Origin of the sequence: Paenibacillus sp. FSL R7-277, assembly GCF_000517965.1 — a bacterium.
GTDB classification, from domain to species: domain Bacteria; phylum Bacillota; class Bacilli; order Paenibacillales; family Paenibacillaceae; genus Paenibacillus_AQ; species Paenibacillus_AQ silagei.
On record NZ_ASPX01000116.1, the window covers coordinates 31,944 to 55,397 of the forward strand.

The following is a 23,454-nucleotide window of genomic DNA, read 5'->3' on the forward strand; positions in this document are numbered from 1 at the left end:
CCCCACAGACAGCCTAATGTTAATCCACTTATTATAACAGTACGGGCTTCACCCATCAATCCCGCCGGACGCTGGAAAAGAAAGAAACCGCCTGAACCCTCTGCAATCGCAGGGTGAATCCTGCAAAAAAACACAAAAACGAGTGCGGACTTCCATCATCCGCAGCCGCTTTTGTGCTAAACCTCGTTCCAGCCCAGCTCCTGCTCACTCCTCCGACGAGTCGAAGAGGGAGACCACCCAGCGGATGCCCTTCTGCGAAGCCTGCTGGAGCAGGCCAGCGGTCTTATCCGCCAGCACATCCACAGTCGGCTTCTGCTCCTCCGGGATCAGAATCTGCTCAGGACTGAGCGCAGAGTAGTCCTTCACCTCCTGCTGCGGGAGGCTGCCCGTGCCGCCAGCCGTCTGCGCCTGTGTACCTGCAACCGGCTGCTTCATGGGCAGCATGGTGTAAGCGCCCGTTACGGGATCAATAGTCACGGGCACATATACATAAGCCTGGCCGCCCGGGGCTGTACTGGCAGCCGGAACGTACGCAGTTCCGGCCGTAACGTTCTGTCCAGGCGCGCTGCTCCCGGCTGGCTTACTCCAGTCCGGCAGTATACCGGAGACTCCCGAACCGCCGCCGCCGAACTGCAGTCCGATCAGCAGCCCCACGCCCGCCCATATTCCGACCATTACCAGCTTTTTACCGAACCGTGTCATATTCTCCGCTCCTTTTCAGCTATAATCCGTTCAGGAACCTGTTGATGTCTCTGCCCCGGTGCCTCCAGATTGCGTACTGCCCTGATCTGGCGCAGCTGCCTTCTCGGCATCCCGGCTGCTCCAGTACACATCAGCGATGGCATCCGCCAGAATATTCGCCGTCCGCTTCAGCTCATCGGCGCTGTTGTCAATTCCGCCTACCTCAATCAGCACACTGTTCGGGGACAACGTCTGGTTATATTCCCCATTATTCCCGTTTCCGGACGATTTCCCCCATATCCCGCGTGAAATTCCAGGATAATTTTTCTCCAGCAGCTGATGGATTTTATTGGCGAAGGCCTCGTTTTGTTTCCAGTTTTTATTCGCATGCCCCAAAATAAAATATACCTGGGCATAATTTTTCCCGTTAATCAAGGCTGTTGTTTTGCCGTGCCGCTGCGAATCACGGTGAATATCAATCAGCTCACTCATGTTCTGATTGGAGGCCATGGCCGATTTCACAGTCATACGTGAATATTTATAAGAGAAGTTCCAGTTGTAGCCCGGTACCTCTGTAGCATAGTCCTCCTGGGCATGGACAGTTCCGATCCCCCGCTCTTCCAGCCTCTTGGCAATATAGGAGCCTACCAGCATGACATTCTTGGAAGGGACTGCCGAGCTGGGGTTGTCGCTCTGTGCGCCAAGCAGCGGATTATAGGCCTCCCGGGGATGGGAATGATAAACGAGAATACGCTTAACCGAAGTATCTCCTGTGCCATTCTCCGCATCTCCGCTTCCGGAGTAGCCCTCGTCAGGTTCTGTACCGGACGGGTCAGGGACAGGCGAAGCCTCGGGCTCTACCATGCCTTCCCCCGGGCTGTCATGGCCATTACCAGCCTCAGTACCGTTCCCTGAATCCGGCGGGGCTCCAGGATCGCCCCCTGCTCCGGGATCTTCCCCGGTGGCCAGTTCATCGCCCCCCGGATGATAATCGGCCGGTGCTCCTGTACTTCCCCCTGAGCCTTGCCGCAGCAGGAAGGGATCATCGGCAGCAAGTCCGGGCATCTCACGGGAGACCAGACTCTTGGGATCACCAGGATCAACACTGGTAAGCAGCCGGAATACGAAGGAGGTCACCTTGTCCCCGGAGAAGGCTGAAGGCTCCTCGCCCTTCGGCAGATGGGGGACCTCCATGCCCAGCAGCTCCATGAAGAATCCACTGGAGAGCGAAGCCGCCAGACCTTTCATGGAAGGAATGGGCGAAGAATTCAGCTTCTGCCCGGCCAATCCGCCAGCTCCAAGCAGCATGAACAACACAAGCGAACCTCCGGCCAGCAGCAGCATCGTCCTTCCCAGCGACAGAATATCCATCAGCCGTCCGCGCAGCCGCCCTATATTCCATAGCTGAAACCATTTTCTGTTCATGATTGTTATGTCCTCCTCTAAGCCCTCTGTAATCTCTCATACTCCAAATCTATGAGCGGAAGGGTTGTGCTAGAACCACAGAATGAGAGATAGCAGGGAGCAATAGATAGAGAAGTGAAGCGGCAGCATTGCAAAAAGCCCGCCACCAGTTCTGCATTATAGCAGACGGTGCGGGCGAGGTGATAAGTGACAGATCAGTGAGTGTAAGCTCCGACATTGCCCGGATCTACCGCTTCATGGAGTGCAGCATTCAGTCCGCTTGCCACAATGTTGGCGATCTCTTCAATGAATTCATCGATCTCTTTGGGGGTCACAATCAGGTCATGCCCCAGCGGCTCAAGCACTTCCTTCACCAGGGCGAGACGCTCCTGCTCAGATATATCGTCAAGGAGACCCATAATTTCTTTGGTGTGAGCACCGCCGTCCGCCATCTGCCCGAAATGGGTTCGCATCATCTCCAGCACATTGTTGACGATGGTGGAAGCATAGCAGACCGTCGGGACGCCGATGGCGATGCAGGGCACGCCCAGCACCTCCTTGGTCAGCCCTCTGCGCTTGTTCCCGATCCCTGAGCCCGGATGAATGCCGATGTCCGCAATCTGGATGGTGGTATTGATTCTCTCCAGTGAACGGGAGGCCAGCGCATCAATAGCTATAATGACATCCGGGCTGGTGCGGTCCACAATCCCCTGTACCACTTCGCTGGATTCAATCCCCGTCAGGCCGAGCACTCCGGGAGCAATAGCACTGACATTCCGGTACCCGGGCGAAATCTGGTCGGGCACCAGCTCATAGAACTGGCGGGTAATCAGCGCATTCTCAACGACCAGCGGGCCGAGCGAGTCGGGCGTCACATTCCAGTTGCCCAAGCCTACGATAAGGACCTTGGAATCGCGGTCAATGCCGATTTCATCCAGAAAGTGCTCGAATTCCCGGGCAAACACTGTGGAGACCTTCTGCTGCAGCCCGGTGTCCCCTCCGCGCAGCCCAGGCACCTCCAGGGTCACGTAATTGCCGATAGCGCGTCCAATCGCCTGAGAACCGGCAAGATCTGCTACAGCAAGTCTCGTGACCTTGATGCCGTCCGCTTCTTCCACTTCCTCATTGACACCCGGGATCGGCGTATTGGCGTGCCGCTCTGCCATTTCCTTCGCTTCCACTGCCAAGTCCGTACGTACCGAATACAGCTGAAGATCCAGTTCCATTCTTAGTTCAGCCTCCTTTTGCATATTGCTGATAGTGTGCGAGAGAAAGCCTCTGTTTATACAAACCGCTCTAAGGGAATTACAAAGCTTTTTATCTTGCTTTTTGCTACCCTTCATGCTAAACTATTTTAAGTTGTGAATCATTTGTTGATTTCGAATGTCTTTCAGGAGGTGAATGCAATGCCAAATATCAAATCCGCGATAAAACGCGTCAAGACGATCGAGAAACGCCGTGCACTGAACGCTTCCCAGAAGTCCGCTCTTCGTACAGCTGTGAAAACTGCTGATGTAGCAGTGACTGGTACGGAAGTTGAAGTAGCTCAGGCTGCTTTCCAAGCGGCTTCCAAAAAGCTGGACAAGGCTGTAACTAAAGGCCTGGTTCATAAAAATGCGGCTGCCCGCAAAAAATCCCGCTTGGCTAAGAAATTGAACGCTCTCAAGGCTCAAGCCTAAGCCAAGGGCGACAATCATAACGAGCACTGAAGAACCTGACCGCTATGCTGCATACGGTTAGGTTTTTTTATGCTCGTTAACTTCCTTCATTGAACTCCACTGTACAATCAAAGAGCCTGTCCATCCCATGATACACGCGGGTGGACAGGCTCTTTGATTCGTTCCATGTAAGGCCGCTCTATTCAGGCTCCAAGGCGCAGCATGAACATCTCCAGCCCCAGCACCTTATCAACAGCTCCCGTCTTCATCTGATAGTCCAGATCCGCCAGAATACTCAGGATCTGCCGCAGCCGCTGGCTTCCGAACTTATGAGCCTGCTCTCCGGCAAGCTTCACTGCATACGGATGCAGTCCGAGCTGGGAGGCAATCTGTCCCTGCGAATAGCTAAGGGCTGACAGATCCTTGACCTGCAGGATGATTCTGAACTGCCGGGCAATCAGCGAAGCGATCTTGATCGGCTCCTCCCGCTGCTTGAGCAGCTCATAGAGCGTATTCAGTGCCTTGTCCAGGCGCAGATTCGCGATATCCTCGACCAGCGTGAAGATGTTCTGCTCTGTTCCCCGGTGGACCAGACTCTCCACCGCTGCCGCATCCACCCGCCCGCCAGTACCGGCGAACAGACACAGCTTGTCCATCTCTGCAGACAGACCCTGGAGTCCGGTTCCGCTGCTTGCAATCAGAACCTCCGCTGTCCCCGGCGCAAGGGAGCAGCCGCGTTCGCGGAAGCCCTTCTCCACCCAGCGCAGCAGCTCCTCCGCACCCAGGGGATTGAAGGCCAGCACGGTGCCGGCGGTCTTGATGCTTTTAACAATTTTTTTACGTTCATCCAGCTTGTCGCCGTTCACCATAAATACAATCACACTGAACTCGGCAGGGTGCTGCATATATTCGCTCAGCATCTCCACGTTATGTTCCAGCTTCGCCTTCTCCTTGCCTGCCGTGAACAGAGCCGCATCCCGCACCAGCAGGAGCTTGCGTTCTACCATGAACGGAACCGTCTCCGCCTCTTCAATGACCGCCTGAACCGGAGTTTCGGAGAGATCGAACGGGATCACCGCGAAATCGCGGTCTTCTTTGGGGATCAGGTGTTCCTCCAGCATGGCCGCGAATTCATTCATCCGGAACTTCTCACTGCCGTACAGCAGGTACAGCGGAGAGACCTTTCCTTGCTTGATGTCTTTGGCCGCCGTTTTGGCATCCATCCCGCCACTTCCTTTTTCATTTACTTGCCTGGTCCGTATCAGACACATACATTCGTACATTTTAACAAAAAATCGGCTGAAAACATAGGTATCACCATTATGACTTTGTCCTGACCGGGGCGCAAGCCAAAACGGAGCAACCTCGGCAGCCAGGGCCAAAGTTACTCCGTTTCAGCGGCGCATCTATATAAACGACGGAGGGAGCAGCTCTAGAAACTCTCCCGGCCGCCGGTCATACCGATGATACTCGCATAGCCTGTAATTCATGTCCTCTTGCCTTAGCATATTCCGCAGGCCGGAAGAACGTTCCGGTTATTTATCGGACGTTGCCGCGTCCGGGGTAATAGCCGGGCTGGTGACCGGTGAAGCAGACGCCGCCGGAGAAGCGGTAGGCGCTGAAGAGTTGGCAGGAGCCGGAGAAGCGGATGGAGCAGGTGTTGCGCTCTCTGCCGGAACCGTGTATACCTTCGTCGTCTGCGTACCGTCCTCAAGCTGTAGCACATAAGTGAACTGGGTGCCGTCTTCCGACCACACACCGGAGACCCAGTTCCCCTCCAAAGGAAGCGAAGTTAATACTGTCCGTTGTTGTTCTTCTCCTTCTGCGGTTAAGCTATAGATTACAACATGCTGGCCAGTCATCTCAGCCATATGCTGCCCGTCGGGTGAAGTCCACGAGGAATCTGCGACCATCAGCATGGCTCCTGCCTCGTTAGCGGCTGGAGTCGGCGCTATCCGTGCATCTCCCGCAGCCGCCTTATCATCCGCTATATTCTCTTGTGTTGGCGCACTCGACGTCGTGCTTTGGGGCTCTGCCGACCGGCTATCCGCTTCCTTGGTGCTCTTGGGGCGGTCCGCCGGAGGCGAAGTAGCGGCGCGGTTGCTGATCGGAGCTTCGCTTACCGCAGGCACCTTGTCTGAAGGCATACCACCGCCGGCTGCGGCTGGTTGATCAGCACCCTCACTGGGAGCAGGCGGTGCAGATTTCAAATTAACGTCTGCAGATTCACTAGGCGTGGCCTGATCCATCTTTCGCAGCTCACTGCTGCCGCCGCTGTTATTCTGTCCGTCCGCCTGCGGGGCGTCTGCACTGCTCTCCGTACTCATGCTGGAGTTCGCCGCTCCGCCGCTCATTAATTGGGATGACATATCCAAGTCTGCGCCTGGCAGACTCTTCGGCATATTGAATACGGCGATGAGCAGAATCACCGCTGCCGCCGCAGCACCAATGCCTGTCCGCGCAGCCAGTGAAGGGCCCTTAGACTTCTTGCCCCGGTTATTTGAACGGGAGAAGGGAATAACCTTCGGATCTTCCGGCTCCATTACGGCAGGCTCTTCCGGGACACCGCGGTCCAGCTGTTCAAGCTGAGGCAGGATAGAGTCAACCAGACTGAAGGGGGGCTTCACGTCGGGAAGCTGCTCCAGCTGCTGGGAGAGCAGCGTCAGCCGGTCCAAGACTTCCGCGCAGGAAGGACAATCGTCGATATGACGGAACATTTCAAGCATTTCTTCCTGACTGAGATCATTATCTAAATAGCGGTGCATCCATTCCATCACCTCCGCGCACTTCATCCTGACACACCACCTTTCTGATACTCCTGAAGTCTATTCTGCAGCTGCTGCCGCGCCCGGAACAGGTACGATTTGACCGTGTTCAGAGGCAGATCCAGACAGTCTGCAATCTCGTTGTAAGAAAAATCCTGTAAATAGCGAAGCACGATTACCGTCCGGTGATGCTCCGGAAGCTGGTCGATGGCCTCGCGGATATCCTCCGCCAGATAACCCGACATCACTTCGCGCTCTACGTTATGTTTTTTATCCTGGAACACCATTTCGTGTTCATCGATAGAAACGGTAGGCTTCGTTCTCCGGAATTTGTCTATACATATGTTGGTTACTATTCGCTGAACCCATGTTTTGAACTGCGCCTTCTCCTCATAGGAGCCGATCTTGGTGTACACCCGGATCAACGCTTCCTGGGAGGCATCCAGAGCATCCTGTTCATTATGCAGAATGTAGAAGGCCGTCTTATATACATGCCCTTCAATTTCTCGCAATAGGGTGATTAGAGCGTCGCGATCGCCCGCTTGAGCGGCTCTGATGAGTCCCTGCTCCACCACGAAGGTTCCCCCTCTCTATGCAATCTTACTGACGCGCAAGACTGCGAATTTGTTGCAAGCCTGTAATGATTATTTTGTAGTCCACAATCCCTACTAAGCATACAAGGGATGCTGCTATCATTCAAATACTCTTTTCATAGAAGTTGGTTACAGAAATGACATGAGAAGCAGACCGTCCCGTACCTGACTTACGCTACGACCGAGACGGCTCCTCTAATGTATATAATGTAGTTGCGCACACCAGGAGCACAGCATAATTCTCCCTGGAGTCATCATCAAGCACATATACTTCCCCCTGCTCAAAAAGTTGCGGATGATTATAGTTACGATACAGTTTATAGATGGCTCCCGCGCTCACCCTGCAGCCGTGGACTGCAGTTCGAATCTCCACATAATCGGCTTCTTCCACTACCAGTGTCGGGTACAGCTTGCTGCGAAGATCGTCGCCAGTCATGGCATCACCTTTCAGGTATACTTCTCAATGTCCGCAGGCGCCTCTGCACTCTGCCTCTATTATAAGTATTGCCCGAAGCGGCAGCAATTCCATCATTTAGGCATATCTACATTCAACAAAAAAATGCCCTGCCCCATAGGGGCAAGACATTTCTGTTGTACATGTATTTTACTTGCCTTGAATCTCCTTGAACTTCGCTACATACTGAGCAGCCAGCTCTGTGATCTGGTCATAGCGGCCTTCCTTGGCCGGTGCGGTCAGGTTGCCGCCGATGCCGACAGCGATGCAGCCGTTCTTGATCCATTTCTCCATATTGTTCAGATCCACGCCGCCGGTAGGCATAATGTTGACATGCGGCATTGGCCCCTTAACCGCCTTGACATAGTCCGGTCCGAACGCACTGCCAGGGAACAGCTTCAGCACATCCACACCCAGCTTCAGGGCTTCCTTCATCTCATTCAGCGTCATGCAGCCCGGCATGTAAGGAATGCCGTACAGATTACACATCTTAGCAGTATCCTCTTCAAAAGACGGGCTGACCACAAATTCCGAACCAGCTAGAATAGCTATTCTTGCCGTCAGCGGATCAAGCACAGTACCGGCACCAATCACGGCGCGGCCCCCGTATTCTTCCACCAAGCGCTTAATCGCTACTTCGGCTCCCGGAGTCGTGAAGGTAACTTCAATATTATTCAGTCCGCCCTCGATACAAGCCACCGACATGGCATAAGCATCATCGGCATTATCCGCGCGGATAACGGCTACTACGCCAACAGAGGTGATATTCTGTAATACTTTAATTTTCTTCATGATTGTTACTTCCTCTCTGGTTATATATTCATAAGAATAATAATTTAGATAAACTAATTTATCTATTTTACTAACATCAGGCTTTATCCTTCTAAGAAAATAGTAATAACATTGCCGCTAACAGTCAATATATATTTATTCAGGAAGCGTTATCAATCCTTCGAAAATATTCAAAAACGCTTATGTATCAAGGGAAAACGAATGTCTTCCCCTGTTTCCTATACAAAATAAGCCCTCAGAATGAGCATTGCTATATTGTACAAAACCGTTTTATGTGATAATTTCAACTTATATTCTATTCCAAACCATAAACTAGGATCTAATTATACCCCTGCTATGCTTCCGAAGCGAGTTTTGCGAAGAAGACGCAAGGAGTGTATGCTATCAAAACTTTTAGGAGGAACTATTCATGAATAAAAAGCTGGATGCAGTCACCTTCGGGGAGCCGATGGCCATGTTCTACGCCAATGAAGCCGGCCCCCTGCATGAGGTCACTACCTTCTCCAAGGCGCTGGCAGGTGCGGAGAGTAATGTAGCCACCGGATTATCACGCCTGGAGCATCTGACCGGTTATGTGACCAAGCTTGGCGAAGACAACTTTGGCCAGTTCATCACCTCGGCGCTGAACAAGGAGAAGATCGATACCGCGAGCATCACAACGACCAAGGAATTCTCCACGGGCATGCTGATCAAATCCAAGGTACTCACTGGAGATCCCAAGGTGGAGTATTTCCGCAAAAATTCCGCCGCCTCCAAGCTGAGTCTCGCCGACTTCGATGAAGATTACTTCGCTTCCGCAGGCCATCTGCATGTGACCAGCATCTCTTCCGCACTCTCGGCTTCGTGTCACGAGTTCTCGCTGCATGCCATGGAGTTCATGAAGCAGCGCGGCAAGACCGTATCACTGGACCCGAATCTGCGCCCGACCCTGTGGCCGGACACGGAGACTATGGTTAATACGATCAACGACCTGGCTACCCGTTGCGACTGGTTCCTGCCCGGACACGGAGAAGGCAAGATCCTCACCGGTCTTGACACTCCGGAGGAGATTGCCGGGTACTATCTGGAGCGCGGCGTATCCCTTGTCGTAATCAAGCTCGGTCCTGAGGGCGCTTACTACAAGACGTCCGCTGGTGAAGAGGGTTATGTGGACGGTTTCAAGGTCGAGCAGGTTGTCGATACGGTCGGTGCCGGAGACGGCTTCGCGGTTGGGGTGATCAGCGCTATGCTGGAGAAGCTCAGCGTAGCAGAAGCCGTGAAGCGCGGCAATGCGATCGGCGCACTCGCCGTGATGTCGCCTGGCGATATGGACGGACTGCCGACCCGCGACGCGCTGGAGGAGTTCATGAGGGCAGGCGTATAGCCAAAGAGCAGGTGCTCTGCTGCCGGCAGCGCCAGGCTTCAGCATGAACACACATTAGCACAGCAAAAAGGGTGTCCCTGAGCCGACAGACGGCTGGGACACCCTTTTGTATATGTAGCGTGAGAGAGGTGTGTCTGAATTGCAGGTAGTACAGCATGGTTATGGCTCAGTTACAGCTCAGTTACGATAAGTCAGTTTCATCCGAGCATTGTTCCTGCGAACCAGCAAGTCGTCATTCCCAGCAGTTCGCGCGGCAAAGTACATAGTCTTGCTCAATGTACATAATCCTGCTCTCAAACTATAGACTTACGGACCGGAGAGCCGTTATTTGGGGAATTGCTGCACTATAGCAAGCCTAACGGACTCAGATGACGTTAAGCCGCACTTCGCGGGCATCTAGCGCCCTAAATAGCAATTTAACGGCTCCTGAGTCCGTAAAACTTACAAAACCCTTCTTTTCCGCACAATAACGGCCCCTGGGTCCGTAAGCCGTGGATTCCTGAGCAGATTTCCTATATGTTGTCACCACGATGGACCTTTCGCCGGCCCCGACCTGCTCTATTCCGGCTTAGCCGGCGGCTGCACCGACTCCCCCTGCTGCAAGGAAGGCGGGAACCTGTAGGTGATGGGCATCGCGCTGTCCGCATCGTTGATCAAAGAGAGCATGATCTTGGCCGCCTGCATCCCCATCTCGTAAGCCGGCTGGCGGATCGTTGTAATATCAGGATTATAGATCCGGGCGAATTCGGCATCGTCAATGCCGATGACCGACAACTGGCCGGGGATCGCAATGGCATTGCGGTTCGCATATTTAAGAATTTCGCCCAGCACCAGATCATTGGCGGCAAGCAGCGCTGTTGGAGGCTCGGGAAGCTGCAGCAGCTCGTCCAGTGCAGATGCGATGTCTTCGCGTGACACACTTCGCATATACGAACCCAGCAGCGGCAGACCCGCTTCCTCCATCGCTTTTTTGTACCCGCTCATTCGCTCCTTGCGCGGGGTAATCGCATGTACGCCAAGCGGCAGGGATAGAATAGCAATCGCTTCATGGCCGTGGCCGGTCAGCTCCCGGATAGCGGTCTTCACCGCCATCTCGTTATCCAGCAGCAGGCTCTGGGTCGTGATCCCGTCAACCAGCCGGTCCATGAAGACCAGCGGATATTCCGCTTCAATTAATCTGGTGTAAGGCGCAGGCTGATCTCCCGCCGGAAAAATAATCAGGCCATCCACCTGACGGGCGACCAACGTCTCCACATAAGTATTCTCCTTATCGGCATTCTCGTCCGAGTTGCAGATGATCACCTGAATCCCATGGCGCTGCAGCTCATTCTCGATCGCCCGGATACACTGGATGGATAGCGAATAATCAATATTGGCTACAATAATGCCAACCATATGTGTGCGGTTCTGCTTGAGACTGCGGGCAAGCCCGTTGGGCTGGTAATTCAGCTCATCGATAACCTCGGCAATGCGGTTTTTGGTCGCCTCACTCATATACTTGAACCGTTTATTTAAAAATTGCGAGACTGTGCTTTTCGATACGCCTGCTTTCTTAGCCACATCCTCAATAGTCAGCTTCTTCATTGATCCCGCTCCACTCTTCGATATCGAACTCCAAAGTAAACATAAACCAGGTTTACTTAGAGATATTATCAAAAAGTATAGCTTTTTTTTAGTAAATTATCTATATGAATAGATTGAAAATACGAAATAAGTGGATAGGGCGTCTAAGGCGTGAGACAAATACACTAAATGACTGGGCCGCACAATGGTAACGGACAGAGATGCGCTTATTTCCCCGAAAAGCAGCATTATAATAGCCCTGCGGACTCCAGTGCTCTTATTCACTGTTACTCAGCCGATAAAGACGCGTTTGAACTACAATAAGGGCCTTGCAGTCCGTAAGCGTGGTCAAATATGCCAAATCGAGAATATAAAGGCTTCACTGGGTTTAGAATAGATAGTAGACGCCACTTAACGGACGGAGGGATAATAAGGATCACGGAGGTGTGTGGCCATGGGTGAACAACGAAAACGGTACAATGAAGAGTTTAAAAAGCAGACGGTAAAGTTTCTACAAGAACAGACGAAGAGCTTCGGGGAGTTAGCGGAAGAGCTGGACATCCCCAAGAGCACGCTTCATCAATGGATGGGACAATACCGGGAGCTCAAGAATGAACCTGTAGCCAGTGTGGATCGGGTGAGGGAGCTCGAAGCCGAGTTGAAGGAAGCGCGCCGTCAACTCCAGGAGCGCCAAGATCAGCTCGCCGACCGGGAGGAAGAACTGGCCATCATAAAAAAAGCAGTGCACATCTTCAGCAAACCAAGGAACGCCGATTCCAGTTCATGAAGGAACATCGCTCCGCGTTTCGCTTGGAGAAGATGTGCATCACCTTGCAGGTATCCAGGAGTGGATATTACAAGTGGCTCGGAGCCAAAACCAGTGCACAGGCTCTCCGTAAAGCGGCCGTGCAGGAGCGAATCCGCTACCATTTTAATGACCATAAGGGGCGGTATGGAAGCCCGAAAATCACTCGACTGCTGCACCAGGAAGGCTATACCCTCACCGAACGTACGGTGAGTGTGTACATGCGGCAAATGAAGCTCCGCTCGGTGGTCTCTAAGCCGTACCGTGTACAGACCACGGATTCCAAGCACAACAACCCTATTGCCCCGAACACACTGAATCAAGAGTTTACCGTCGACAAGCCCAATACCGCCTGGGTGACAGATATTACGTACATCCCCTGCCGTGGAGGCCGCTTGTACCTGGCCAGCGTCATGGATCTGTGCACGCGCGAAATTGTAGGGTGGCGGTTATCGGACCACATGGAAACCAGCTTGGTCTTAGACGCCTTGCAGGCTGCCTATCAAGCCAAGCGACCCGGCCCGGGGCTGCTCCACCACTCGGATCGGGGATCGCAGTATACCTCCAAGGAATATACCGAGCAGTTGAGGACGTACCAGATGGAATCAAGTATGAGCCGCAAAGGAAACTGTTACGATAACGCTTGTATTGAATCCTGGCACAGTATCTTGAAGAAGGAGCTCGTTTACTGTAACCCGCGTTTTAAAACTCCCGGGCAGGCGTACCAGGACATTTACCAATACATTGAGTTTTACTACAACCGCAAGCGAATGCATGGCACGCTGGGGTATCTTTCCCCCGCCCGATTCGCTAAGCAGTTTACGACGGCATCCGTTGCGTGAGTATCTACTTTCTTGACAGAGGTCCACACAGTCCGCAAGGGACATAGATAACAGGCAAATTGGAGGACTCCCTGCCTTCACAGGAATTCCTCCATCGACCGAATGGAACATCTCATGATTAGCAAACTATTCCAGCACACATCCTGAACCTGTACTCTAAGATGATCATTTTTCTATTGAGGAGGCATCAATTTTCACACCGTATTCCTCATACCACCAGTCGTAGAACCACTGGTTGCCCGTCTTCATATCAACTTTTGTACTCCGCTGCTCTCCGTTAACTTCGTAATGAACTATGGTCATAAGATCTTTAGAATCAAGGGTAAGCTCTCCATAATGGAGCTTGGAGGGTCTTTCTACATTCTCTGTAGTGATTTCGCCCGAAAGAACCTGAGCACTGCCAGTTGCAATATCATACAGCTTATTATGCTGTGTATAACCGCCTCTTCCATCATCCGTATAGTAAACAATCAGAAGCTCTGCTTTGTCGGGATTAACGGCCATAAAGGATTTATAAAGCTGATACGATTCCTCTGCGACCAGTAACTCTCGGGGAACAGCAGTCTTCCCCTCAGCTGCCGCTCTGACATCCATCACAAACAGCTTAGCTCCTGACCTTTTCTGATTCTCTCCAACATTATAGCTGCCGCTGAAGAACAAAAGATAATCACCAGCCCCCAATAAACCTCCCAGCGACAAATAAGATTGTGCGCCTCCGGCATACAAAGGAAAGACATACAACCGCTGTGCTGAATCCTCAGATAGCTCTGCATGCCCTTTTGGAGTCAAGTAAAGAGTATATGGCTCTGTATTGTGTGTGTATTTAGGCTTTAGATAGTCAACCATTGGCGGCGGAGGCGACCAGACGATTCCGGCGGAAGTCTCAACAGCCATCGCAGCACTCTTATTACGGTCTAGCGGAAGAGGCATATAATACTTAATCCCGCCTAGCTCAAACTCTGCCGAGATCATGTATAGACCCAGGCCTTGCGGAGGCGCCGAAGGAGACGCCGAGGGCGTAACCACAGCCACTCCCGAGCCAGGCTTAAAGACCGCTGCCAGCCCCCCTGCAGGATCGAGCCCGGCCCCTGGGCCAAACGGCCAGATCAGCGTGACGAGCAGCAGGATGGCTGCCAATCCGCCAAGGGCGGCCACCCGCCCGAACGGGCGGCGTAGTCCGCTTTTGCCCGATGAGCCTTCTGCCGCAGCCTCTTCAATCCGCGCCATGAGCTGTGGCGTGAATCCCGGCTCTGCAAGCGGGTTCCGCCCGGCTTGCTTATACCAGTCCTTCTCCCCGCTCATCACCTTCACTTGCTCCTGCTCTTGTTTTGTCTTCACAGGTCTTCCTCCTTTATCGCCGTTCTCACTTTCTCTCTGGCCCGTCCGAGCCGGGATTTGACTGTTCCCTGCGCGATCCCGAGCAGAGCGGACATCTCTGCCACCGGCAGGTCCTGCTGAATATCCAGCACCAGCACCTCCCGGTACTTGTCCGGCAGCTCCATGATAATCTCCCAGATGCGGTTAGCGTATTGATTGCCGATGGCCTCTTTCTCCGCAGACAGGGAGGCCCGGGTGTCCTCATGTTTGCCCAGCGGAGCGAACCTCCGCCAGAAGCTGTTACGCCTTAAGCTGAATGCTGTATTGCGTGTGATGGTCAGCAGCCAGGTTTTTAGAGTAGCCTGTCCCCGGTACTTGCCGATGCTCTTGTAGGCCTTAAGAAATACTTCCTGGCTGATATCGCTGGCCTGCTCCCGGCTGCGGGTTAAGAAAAAAGCATAATTCCATACATCCTGTCCGTAAGTCTCCATCATCTCGCGAAGCGATACCGATGAGGCACAGGTCATGCTATACGTTAGTTCTTTACTCTGCATGTTCTCTCCCCTCTCACCTAATAAGACTCCTGCCGGCGGATATGGTTCCCTGTTATTGTAAAACTGAATATGCGGATTGCACTTTCTGCAATAGAATTGCCGATATTTGCCGTTAATCTCCATTCTATTGTATTTCCGAGACAATTTCATAATTCAGTTTACTGAAAAGCAAGACTGACCCAAAGTCTAAGGTCATGTTTTTAAAAAATCAGGCGACTTTCTGGGAGTTTCTCATCTGCTGGTTCAACTTGTCTAACGCAAATTTACTCAAATTGTACGCGAGCGTACTAAGCTGGAAATCGACACTTGCCCGGACACCACGGTGACGTGTGCGTTTCATCCCGAAATACTCTTTGAGATAGGCAAACACACGCTCCACTGCCGTCCGCTTGTTGTACAGCGTGGTAAAACTTTCGCTACCTCTTGCGGGATAGGTGTGCAAACGCAAATCCGTTTGTATGCGAATTTTAAACACTTTTTGGCAATCGGTACCGGAGAGCGCACAGCCTTTGCATTCGCTAGGCCGGGTGTACTTCAGGGTCTCATACTTGGCATCAAAACTGTCGTAACGGTACGCATGTCCTTGAGCGCACACCGGCGTGTAATCCAGATTCATTCCTGCAGGCGGGTCTTTGTGGTGAATCAGGGAAATCGCAGGATAGGCGCCGAGCGAATGAATCAACTGGTAGATCGCCGCGCAGTCGTAGCCTTTGTCGCCCAAGATATGCTGGACCTTTAGCCCCGGAAACTTCAGGAGCAGGCCTTTGAGAAGGACGACCGCCATCCGCTGGTCATTCGGATTGGCCGAACTAAAGAGGCCACTGAGGATATACTGGCTGTCCGTGTCGACCAGCAGATTCGCCTTGAACCCGTAATAGCTGGTCATTCGGCCCTTCGTATTTTTCTTGTCACAACGCGCAGCATGCCGGGGCAACGCGGTCAGCAGTTCATCGTACGTGTAAGGCAACATCGCTTCAATGGTTTTCTGGAACGGTCCGAGACTTTGTTCATAGGCTTCCATTTCCTCGCGCCGACGTTCCTTTTCGGCCTGGGATGGACGACCTGGCTTGCTGTACTTGGGTTTCTTCAGCGGCTCGTTCACCGCCTTCGGCTCAGGCTCGGGAGATTCGAGCTGAAGTTGCTCGGCCACCGGAGCTTCGCCTTTCTTTTGCTCCCGACGAGCCGCACGACGCTTGGAAGCTGATTCGCTAAATTGGCAATCCCACGCCTCGACCATGGAGGAATCCACCGCAAGATGGGTGCCGCTCACAAAACCTTCTTCTAGGGCAGATGTGACTAGGCGATCCTGAAGTTGTTCCAGCATTCCCGTTTGCTCCAGCGCATGAATCAAACGGGAATAGGAAGCCTGGCTTGGAATGTTGTCCGAGCCCGTAAACCGGCACTGGACTCGAAATTCGTGGCTATGATTCAGTCGCCGGACCAAGGCAGAGATAAACTCTATGTTCTCCATTTTGGCAATCAGCAGCGAGTAGATCATGGCAGGTACGTTTAATTGTTCAGGCCGTCCGCGATGGTTCTTTTTCCCCAGTGCGGACAGAACTGGAGCTAAATGTAAGTGTTCAAAGATTTGGCTGTATTTATCTTCTGGACCCATCTGGAGCAATTCCTCAAAGGAAAACAGTTCTTCTTGTCGAATAGAATAGATAGGGATTACCTCTTTTCTTCTCGGGTGTTGGTTTCGTCGCCTATCACTTCGAGAATGTGGGGAGGTACTCCTTTTTCTGTGCTCAAAAAAGCCAGGTATAGCAAGGGTTTTGAATTATGAAATTGTCTCTTTCCTGCATTAGAATTTGAAGAATCTGCTCAATTAGCCCCTGTTAGCTGAAATCAAGTGTACAAAATACAACAGATCTGACTTCCTCCTAAATTTAAGGAGCATCTAATGTACGAAGTGCAATGAAATCCAGATCCCCCGAAGGCTAAACGCTTTCAAAAATCACAGCCGTCTTCCCTTCCCGCAAGCCCCTGTCTGCACCATTCCGCAGCCCCGAAAATTGCTTAAAAAAAATACTAATAAATTATAAGAGAATAGAATGCAGGCGGGGCGTGGGATTGGCGGTTTCAAGCTCTGTTTGGAGGGGCCGTAGAGGTCTGTCTGTCTCTTGACTTTTCAATATATGGTATATAAAATGATTAAGCATTACTAAATATAGTGTATATAAGAGCTAAGCCCATAAATCTAGTGATTTCGCCCAAGTTCATTTGTCAAGTAGAAAGAGCTGTAGAATGGGCAACATGTTATAGGAGGTTAGGAGCCATGTTGATTGCTTACGATTCCAAGACCGGCAACGTCAGAAGATTCATTAATAAACTGAAGCTTCCGGCGGTTCAAATCGAAGAGCATATGACGATCGACGAGCCTTACGTGCTTGTTACATACACTACCGGATTTGGACAGATTCCAGAGAAGGTGTCAACATTCCTTGAACGAAACCATTCCAGGCTCAAGGGCATCGCCGCGAGCGGCAACAAAAACTGGGGCGAGCTATACGCGCACAGCGCAGACTTAATTGCACAGCGTTACAACGTACCGGTGGTCGGCAAGTTTGAATTGTCGGGAACCTTCGGGGATGTACAGCGCATAAAACAGGAGGTGGACCGGGTTGCGGCATATTGAATTGAACAACATGTTGATGAAGAGAGACGAAAGCGGCTTTTTCCAATTGGATAAGGACCAGGAGGCAGTAGCCGAGTTCATGCAGGATGTGGAGCGGCGTAGCCTGACCTTCACGGATACGAAAGCCAAGATTGATTATATGATTGCCAATGACTACTACGAGGACCTGTACGACCGCTACTCCGCTGCTGAGATGGAGGATGTCTACCGGATCGCCCATGAATATAATTTCCGCTTCCCTTCCTATATGGCGGCTTCCAAGTTCTATACCGACTATGCCGTCAAAACCAATGACCGTAAGCAGTACCTGGAGCATTATCCGGACCGCGTAGCGGTAGTGGCTCTGCATCTGGGACGGGGTAACGTAGAGACTGCCCGTACACTGGCCCGCTCGATGATGGAACAGCGCCTGCAGCCGGCGACACCAACCTTCCTCAATGCCGGTAAAAGCCGCCGCGGCGAGATGGTCTCCTGCTTCCTGCTGGAGATGGATGACTCGCTCAATTCAATCAACTATGTGCTGAATACCTGCATGCAGCTGTCGAAAATCGGGGGCGGCGTTGCGGTCAATCTGTCCAAGCTGCGCTCGCGCGGCGAGACCATTAAGGGTGTAGAGGATGCGGCCAAAGGCATTATGCCTGTCCTGAAGCTCATGGAAGACGGCTTCTCCTATGCGGACCAGATGGGCCAGCGTAAGGGTTCGGGTGCGGCTTATTATAATATTTTTGGCTGGGACGTACTTGAATTCCTGGACAGCAAGAAGATTAACGCCGACGAACGGACACGCCTGAAGACGTTGTCTATCGGCCTGATCGTGCCTAACCGCTTCTACAAGCTCGCGCAGGACAATCAGCCGCTGCATGTGTTCGCTCCTTACACAGTCTATCAGGCGTACGGTACGCACTTGGATGACATGGATCTGGACGTCATGTATGACACCCTCCTTGCTGATCCGCGCGTGAAGAAAAGAATCGCCATGAGCGCACGCGACATGCTGACCAAGATCGCCATGATCCAGCTTGAATCGGGCTATCCGTATATTATGAATAAGAGTAATGCCAATAACGCGCATGCCCTGCGTAATGTGGGCCAGATCAAGATGTCCAACCTGTGCACCGAGATTTTCCAGTTGCAGGAGACTTCAGAGATTAACGACTACGGTCAGCAGGACGAGATCCGCCGCGATATCAGCTGCAACCTGGCTTCCCTCAACATCGTGAACGTGATGGAGCACGGCAAGATCCGTGAATCCGTACATGAGGGCATGCTGGCACTGACGGCTGTCAGCGATATGACTACTGTCTCCAACGCTCCGGGCGTAGCTAAAGCGAACAAGGAAATGCACTCCGTAGGTCTGGGTGTAATGAACCTGCACGGCTATTTCGCCAAGAACAAGGTGGCTTATGAGAGTGAGCAGGCCCGTGATTTCGCACGCACCTTCTTCATGACTATGAACTATCACTCGATTGAGAAAAGTATGGAGATTGCCGCTGAGACCGACGAGACCTTCTATGGCTTCGAGCAGTCGGACTATGCGAGTGGCGTGTATTTCGACCGTTATATAACTACAGACTACCGTCCGGTTACGACAAAAGCACAGGAACTGTTCGAAGGGATCTACATTCCTACAACTGAGGACTGGAAGCAGCTGCGTGACAAGGTGATGAAGCACGGCCTGTACCATGCTTACCGTCTGGCAATTGCGCCGACCGCAAGCATCTCGTACATCCAGAATGCGACCTCCAGCGTCATGCCGATTGTAGAGCAGATCGAGACCCGCACGTATGCTAACTCGACCACCTACTATCCGATGCCTTACCTGCGTCCGGACAATGTGTTCTATTATAAATCCGCCTACCAGATGGACCAGTTCAAGGTAATTGATCTGATTGCGGAGATTCAGCCTCATATCGACCAGGGTATCTCAACGGTTCTGCATGTGAACAGTGATGTTACAACCCGTGAGCTGGCCCGCTCTTACCTGTATGCGGCGCACAAAGGGCTGAAATCCCTGTACTACACCCGGACCAACAAATTGTCTGTCGAGGAATGCCTGGCCTGCTCCATCTAAGAGGGGCACAGGTACAGAAAGGGAGAATATACGATTATGAGCGCAATCCAAGCCGTGAACTGGAACCGTCCCGACGACGATTTCTCGCTGATGTTCTGGAACCAGAATATTATGCAGTTCTGGACCGACGACGAAATTCCATTATCCGATGACAAAATGTCCTGGCTCACGCTGAGTGAGATTGAAAAGGACTCTTATATGAAGGTGCTGGGCGGACTGACCCTGCTGGATACGATCCAGGGCGGTGTAGGGATGCCACAGATTATGGAGCATGTGGACGGCTTGCAGCGCAAGGCGGTCCTCGGCTTCATGGGCATGATGGAGCAGATTCATGCGAAGTCGTACAGCAGCATTTTCACCACACTGGCTTCCACCGAGCAGATTGACGGGATTTTCCGCTGGGTGGAGGACAATACGTTCCTGCAGTTCAAGGCCCAGACGATCTCGGAGTATTATCAAAAGATTGAGACCAAGAAAGACCTCTATCTGGCGATGTCCGCATCGGTTCTACTGGAGAGCTACCTGTTCTATAGCGGCTTCTTCTACCCGCTCTATCTGGCCGGACAAGGCAAAATGACCTGCAGCGGCGAGATCATCGACCTGATCCTGCGTGATGAGAGTATCCACGGCGTCTATGTCGGCGTGCTGGCCCAGGAGATTTTCGAAGAGCTGTCCGAAGAAGACCAGAGCGATGTCTACGAGACACTGGTCGGCCTGCTTCGTCTGCTCCACGCGAACGAGGAGCAATACACCGAGCAGATCTACGCACCGATCGGTCTGGTGGATGAAGTGAAGACCTTCCTGCGCTACAACGCCAACAAGGCGATGATGAACCTCGGCCATGATCCGCTGTTCGATGAGGAAGAGATTAACCCAATCGTCCAGAACGGGATCAGCACCCACACGAAGCAGCATGACTTCTTCTCGAAGAAGGGTAATGGGTATGTGCGGGCTATGAATGTGGAGCCTTTGCGGGATGAGGATTTTAAGTTTTAAGATAAGCTGAATCTAAGAACCCGGCTCTCAGCTCAGCCGTCACTACGGAGGATATTTGGACTTCCGGCCGCTGTTGTATACAGATTTCCTGATTAGACCGCTGTTCGCGGTAGAAATCCGTATACAAAGGCGGACGCTACCGCTCCTACAGTTCCAAAATCCCCCTCCGATCCTTCTTGCTTTTCGTTATATTCTTTGATTCAACTTATAGAGGTTGTATTATAGATAGAGTACCCGGTCGCTTGGACAAGCTGCCGGGGCTTTTTTTTGTGATACACCTTTTCAGTTCCCTCAAAGGTTCTGAATAAATCATCGAAACCCAAGCTTCACTTTTCACTGAAACGGTACCGTCCCGAAAAGGAAGACAAAGCCGGTTCTACTTATGAGACCATATTGTTACTGGGACGTAGGAGTAGGAGTGGCTATTTTACAAGAAAGAGGTGGAACGGGATGGCGATACATATTCAGGAGTACGGAGACCCGGATGGGGCTTGTCTGATGGTCTTCCTGCATGGCGGGGGCGTGAGCGGGTGGATGTGGGAGAAGCAGGTGGCGGCGTTCGCCGGGTATCATTGTCTGGTCCCGGACCTGCCGGGGCACGGGTTCAGCCGGGAGGATACGGAGTTCACGATCCGCAGCAGTGCGGAGGAGCTTGCATTGCTCATCGAGGAGCGGGCTAAGGGACGAAAGATCGTTGTCACCGGCTTCTCGCTGGGCGCACAGGTATTGGTTCAGATGCTGGGGATAAGACCGGAGCTGATTGATTATGCCATCATCAACAGCGCGTTGGTGCGGCCGATTCCCTCCGCCAGCAGACTGATCGGGCCGGCGGTCAGACTGTCTTTTCCGCTGATTAAGTACAGATGGTTCGCGAAGCTACAGGCTAAGACGCTCTATCTGGGCGAGGAGTACCTGGAACGGTATGTTGAAGAGAGCCGGCAGATGGAGCTGAAGACGCTGATCCGGGTGCTGGAAGAGAATATGTCGTTCCGCATTCCAGCCGGGTTCAGTGAGGCCACAGGCAAGATACTGGTTACTGTAGGTGAACGTGAGAAATCTGTCATGAAGCAATCCGCCCGGGATCTGGTTGCCGCAAATCCCCGCTGCATGGGCGTGGTGATTCCCCGGATGGGACATGGCCTCTCTCTGGCGAAGCCGGAGCTGTTCAATAAGCTGGTCGAGGCCTGGATTCAGGGCGGGGAGCTGCCCGGGGAATGCAGAAGAATCTGATTCCCTCAGGCGCGAAATGACGCTAGTTCAGATCCTCCCTGATTTTGTAGCGGACAGCAAGATAACTTAGTATTAGAATCGCTGCAACCGCTACTCCGAATGTATGAATCAGCTCAGCCGTGCTGCCTAGATCCTTGACCCGTACGAGCGTGTTGATCAGCAGATATTGCGTCAGATGAGTGCCTGTGAACTGATTCTCCAGCGCCCCCAGTACCATCCCAATCACATTCAGAGCCAGAACGAAGCCGGCGCTCAAGCTGATGAGCAGGTTCTTAGTCATCATAGCAATGCAGAGAACAACCAGCGAGAACGCCCAGTGCAGCAGGAATTGGCCGACCAGCAGAGTAATGAGCATGCCCAAGTCTCCCAGATCCGTCTGACCCATAAACAGTCTCCTGCCGATTCCGTCTGCAATTAACAGGATCAGGAACAGCATTGCCACGAATAGGGCGAGAATCGCCATTTTGGAGAAGACGGAGTGGATTCTTGCCTGTCTCATGGAGATATAATTCTTGTGGAAGCCGGAATTCCATTCGCTCATATAGAAATAAATCGTGAACACGGCGATATAGATCAGCATCCAGGAAGGCGGCTGTGAGATCACAAGCTGGATGAACTCACTCTCCGTTAAGCTGCTGAGCAGCGGACGGCCCTCCACCGGTTGCTCGTATTGCTTCATCATATAGATGCCGAAGATCTGAAAGGCACAGAACAAAAGCAGCAACAAGTACATAATCTTGTTTCGCGTGAAGCGGTACAGGTCCATCCGCAACAGGTTAATCATGGCGTTCACCTGCACTTTCCGTGCGTCCCAGGAAATACTGCTCCAGGCTCTGCTTATGTCTTGAGATGGAATCTACCATTATCCCATGCTGCGCCAGCTCCTGGACGATCTGCCGGATGCGGATATGCTCGTCGTATACATACACCGTACGGCTGTCCACCACTTTATATTGTGTAATCTTCAGCTCGCGCTCCAGCACCGGGAGAGCCTCCCGGGCTTCCTCCACGCTAATCTCGATCCGTTCCTCGCAGCGCTGCTGTAATTCTTCCTTGGAGATTACCTCGGCGAATTCCCCCTGATGGATAATGGCATACTTGGTGGCGATTTTGGAGAGCTCCTCCAGAATGTGGCTGGAGATCAGAATCGTCAGACCCGTTGCGTTCAGCTCCAGAATGAGCTCCCTAATCTCTACAATCCCTTGCGGATCAAGCCCGTTAATCGGCTCATCCAGAATCAGCACATCGGGACTTCCAAGCAAGGCCACCGCAATTCCCAGCCGCTGCTTCATGCCCATGGAATAGCTTTTAACTTTGGCGGTATTCTTAGGGTCCAATCCTACGAGCCTCAGCAATTTCTCTATCGTGGTCTCCCTGTCGCTTAGACCATATGCGATGGCGAGCAGCTTCAGGTTCTCATAGGCCGAGATGTTCGGATATAACCCGGGCTGCTCAATCAGTACCCCCATCCGCTCGAAAAAAGACTGCTCCCCCGCCGCCGCACGGTTGAAAAAATGGAGTTCTCCCGAGGTCGGATATACGTGTCCGCTGATCATTTTGAGCAGCGTGGATTTGCCCGCACCGTTCTTGCCGATGATGCCGACAATCTCTCCTCTGTAGATTTTGAGATTGGCATTCCTCACCGCTGCTTTCGATCGGTACATCTTGGTCACTCCGCATAGTTCAATGATGCAATCTGTCATGTCTGCCACCTCCTTACCCTAAGTT

The 23,454-nt window shown here is 52.4% G+C and carries 22 protein-coding genes; 8 read left to right on the forward strand and 14 right to left on the reverse strand.

All coding sequences use genetic code 11. The annotated features are described in order from the left end of the window. Positions 1-204: 204 nt before the first annotated feature. From C173_RS33215 to gpr, 3 genes are all read right to left on the reverse strand, one after another. Positions 205-702: a hypothetical protein gene (locus C173_RS33215; protein ID WP_051478637.1), complete on the reverse strand. Its 498-nt coding sequence runs from the start codon at positions 700-702 to the stop codon at positions 205-207. Positions 703-732: 30 nt separating this feature from the next. Continuing rightward, positions 733-2,106 (reverse strand): stage II sporulation protein P, encoded by a 1,374-nt coding sequence (gene spoIIP / locus C173_RS29820; RefSeq protein ID WP_036732244.1) that lies wholly within the window; start codon positions 2,104-2,106, stop codon positions 733-735. Between the two features lie 194 nt (positions 2,107-2,300). Continuing rightward, positions 2,301-3,311 (reverse strand): GPR endopeptidase, encoded by a 1,011-nt coding sequence (gene gpr / locus C173_RS29825; RefSeq protein WP_036732245.1) that lies wholly within the window; start codon positions 3,309-3,311, stop codon positions 2,301-2,303. A 180-nt stretch (positions 3,312-3,491) separates the two neighbouring features. Between gpr and rpsT the strand changes: the two genes are divergently transcribed. After that, positions 3,492-3,764 carry a 30S ribosomal protein S20 gene (gene rpsT / locus C173_RS29830; RefSeq protein WP_036732246.1) on the forward strand — a complete coding sequence of 91 codons (273 nt, stop codon included), beginning with the start codon at positions 3,492-3,494 and terminating at the stop codon, positions 3,762-3,764. A gap of 182 nt (positions 3,765-3,946) precedes the next feature. On the opposite strand, the gene holA is transcribed toward rpsT, so the two are convergent. The 5 genes from holA to C173_RS29855 all read right to left on the reverse strand — a co-directional run bounded on the left by holA (position 3,947) and on the right by C173_RS29855 (position 8,347). Continuing rightward, a complete protein-coding gene (holA, locus tag C173_RS29835) occupies positions 3,947-4,966 on the reverse strand; it encodes a DNA polymerase III subunit delta (RefSeq protein ID WP_036732248.1) in 1,020 nt (339 codons plus the stop codon). A 312-nt stretch (positions 4,967-5,278) separates the two neighbouring features. Further along, a complete protein-coding gene (locus tag C173_RS29840) occupies positions 5,279-6,535 on the reverse strand; it encodes an anti-sigma factor family protein (RefSeq protein ID WP_036732249.1) in 1,257 nt (418 codons plus the stop codon). Further along, entirely contained in the window at positions 6,532-7,083 is a 552-nt protein-coding gene (locus C173_RS29845) for an RNA polymerase sigma factor (protein ID WP_036690462.1), read from the reverse strand. The genes C173_RS29840 and C173_RS29845 overlap by 4 nt, the downstream gene beginning before the upstream one ends. A 193-nt stretch (positions 7,084-7,276) precedes the next feature. After that, entirely contained in the window at positions 7,277-7,537 is a 261-nt protein-coding gene (locus tag C173_RS29850; RefSeq protein ID WP_036732251.1) for a hypothetical protein, read from the reverse strand. A 168-nt stretch (positions 7,538-7,705) separates the two neighbouring features. Then, on the reverse strand, positions 7,706-8,347 hold the full coding sequence (locus C173_RS29855) for a bifunctional 2-keto-4-hydroxyglutarate aldolase/2-keto-3-deoxy-6-phosphogluconate aldolase (RefSeq protein WP_036732253.1): 642 nt from the start codon (positions 8,345-8,347) through the stop codon (positions 7,706-7,708). 409 nt (positions 8,348-8,756) lie between these two features. On the opposite strand from C173_RS29855, the gene C173_RS29860 reads away from it, so the two are divergent. Continuing rightward, the gene (locus tag C173_RS29860; RefSeq protein ID WP_036732255.1) at positions 8,757-9,710 is read left to right on the forward strand and encodes a sugar kinase; all 954 of its coding nucleotides are present in this window, start codon (positions 8,757-8,759) and stop codon (positions 9,708-9,710) included. A 558-nt stretch (positions 9,711-10,268) separates the two neighbouring features. On the opposite strand, the gene C173_RS29865 is transcribed toward C173_RS29860, so the two are convergent. After that, positions 10,269-11,294 (reverse strand): LacI family DNA-binding transcriptional regulator, encoded by a 1,026-nt coding sequence (locus C173_RS29865; RefSeq protein WP_036732257.1) that lies wholly within the window; start codon positions 11,292-11,294, stop codon positions 10,269-10,271. 433 nt (positions 11,295-11,727) lie between these two features. On the opposite strand from C173_RS29865, the gene C173_RS29870 reads away from it, so the two are divergent. Further along, positions 11,728-12,060: a transposase gene (locus C173_RS29870; protein WP_036732259.1), complete on the forward strand. Its 333-nt coding sequence runs from the start codon at positions 11,728-11,730 to the stop codon at positions 12,058-12,060. After that, positions 12,057-12,920, forward strand: a complete 864-nt coding sequence (locus C173_RS29875; RefSeq protein ID WP_081751409.1) for an IS3 family transposase — start codon at positions 12,057-12,059, stop codon at positions 12,918-12,920. Before C173_RS29870 ends, C173_RS29875 begins: the two co-directional genes overlap by 4 nt. Before the next feature lie 165 nt (positions 12,921-13,085). Here the strand turns inward: C173_RS29875 and C173_RS29880 are convergent, their stop codons facing one another. From C173_RS29880 to C173_RS29890, 3 genes are all read right to left on the reverse strand, one after another. After that, entirely contained in the window at positions 13,086-14,258 is a 1,173-nt protein-coding gene (locus tag C173_RS29880; RefSeq protein WP_036732261.1) for a hypothetical protein, read from the reverse strand. Next, on the reverse strand, positions 14,255-14,791 hold the full coding sequence (locus tag C173_RS29885; RefSeq protein ID WP_051478639.1) for an RNA polymerase sigma factor: 537 nt from the start codon (positions 14,789-14,791) through the stop codon (positions 14,255-14,257). Before C173_RS29885 ends, C173_RS29880 begins: the two co-directional genes overlap by 4 nt. A gap of 208 nt (positions 14,792-14,999) precedes the next feature. Further along, entirely contained in the window at positions 15,000-16,406 is a 1,407-nt protein-coding gene (locus C173_RS29890) for a transposase (RefSeq protein ID WP_051478644.1), read from the reverse strand. A gap of 663 nt (positions 16,407-17,069) precedes the next feature. Here C173_RS29890 and nrdI point away from each other — a divergent pair. The 4 genes from nrdI (at position 17,070) to C173_RS29910 (ending at position 21,726) form a co-directional block, all read left to right on the forward strand. Then, entirely contained in the window at positions 17,070-17,429 is a 360-nt protein-coding gene (gene nrdI / locus C173_RS29895; protein WP_036732265.1) for a class Ib ribonucleoside-diphosphate reductase assembly flavoprotein NrdI, read from the forward strand. Then, positions 17,416-19,500, forward strand: coding sequence for a class 1b ribonucleoside-diphosphate reductase subunit alpha (gene nrdE / locus C173_RS29900; protein ID WP_036732267.1), 2,085 nt, complete (start codon positions 17,416-17,418; stop codon positions 19,498-19,500). The genes nrdI and nrdE overlap by 14 nt, the downstream gene beginning before the upstream one ends. Positions 19,501-19,536: 36 nt before the next feature. After that, positions 19,537-20,496: a class 1b ribonucleoside-diphosphate reductase subunit beta gene (gene nrdF / locus C173_RS29905; RefSeq protein ID WP_036732268.1), complete on the forward strand. Its 960-nt coding sequence runs from the start codon at positions 19,537-19,539 to the stop codon at positions 20,494-20,496. 450 nt (positions 20,497-20,946) lie between these two features. After that, a complete protein-coding gene (locus C173_RS29910) occupies positions 20,947-21,726 on the forward strand; it encodes an alpha/beta fold hydrolase (RefSeq protein ID WP_036732270.1) in 780 nt (259 codons plus the stop codon). Between the two features lie 22 nt (positions 21,727-21,748). Here the strand turns inward: C173_RS29910 and C173_RS29915 are convergent, their stop codons facing one another. Next, positions 21,749-22,510 (reverse strand): ABC transporter permease, encoded by a 762-nt coding sequence (locus tag C173_RS29915; protein ID WP_036732272.1) that lies wholly within the window; start codon positions 22,508-22,510, stop codon positions 21,749-21,751. Continuing rightward, a complete protein-coding gene (locus tag C173_RS29920) occupies positions 22,503-23,429 on the reverse strand; it encodes an ABC transporter ATP-binding protein (protein WP_036732274.1) in 927 nt (308 codons plus the stop codon). Before C173_RS29920 ends, C173_RS29915 begins: the two co-directional genes overlap by 8 nt. Between the last annotated feature and the right edge of the window lie 25 nt (positions 23,430-23,454).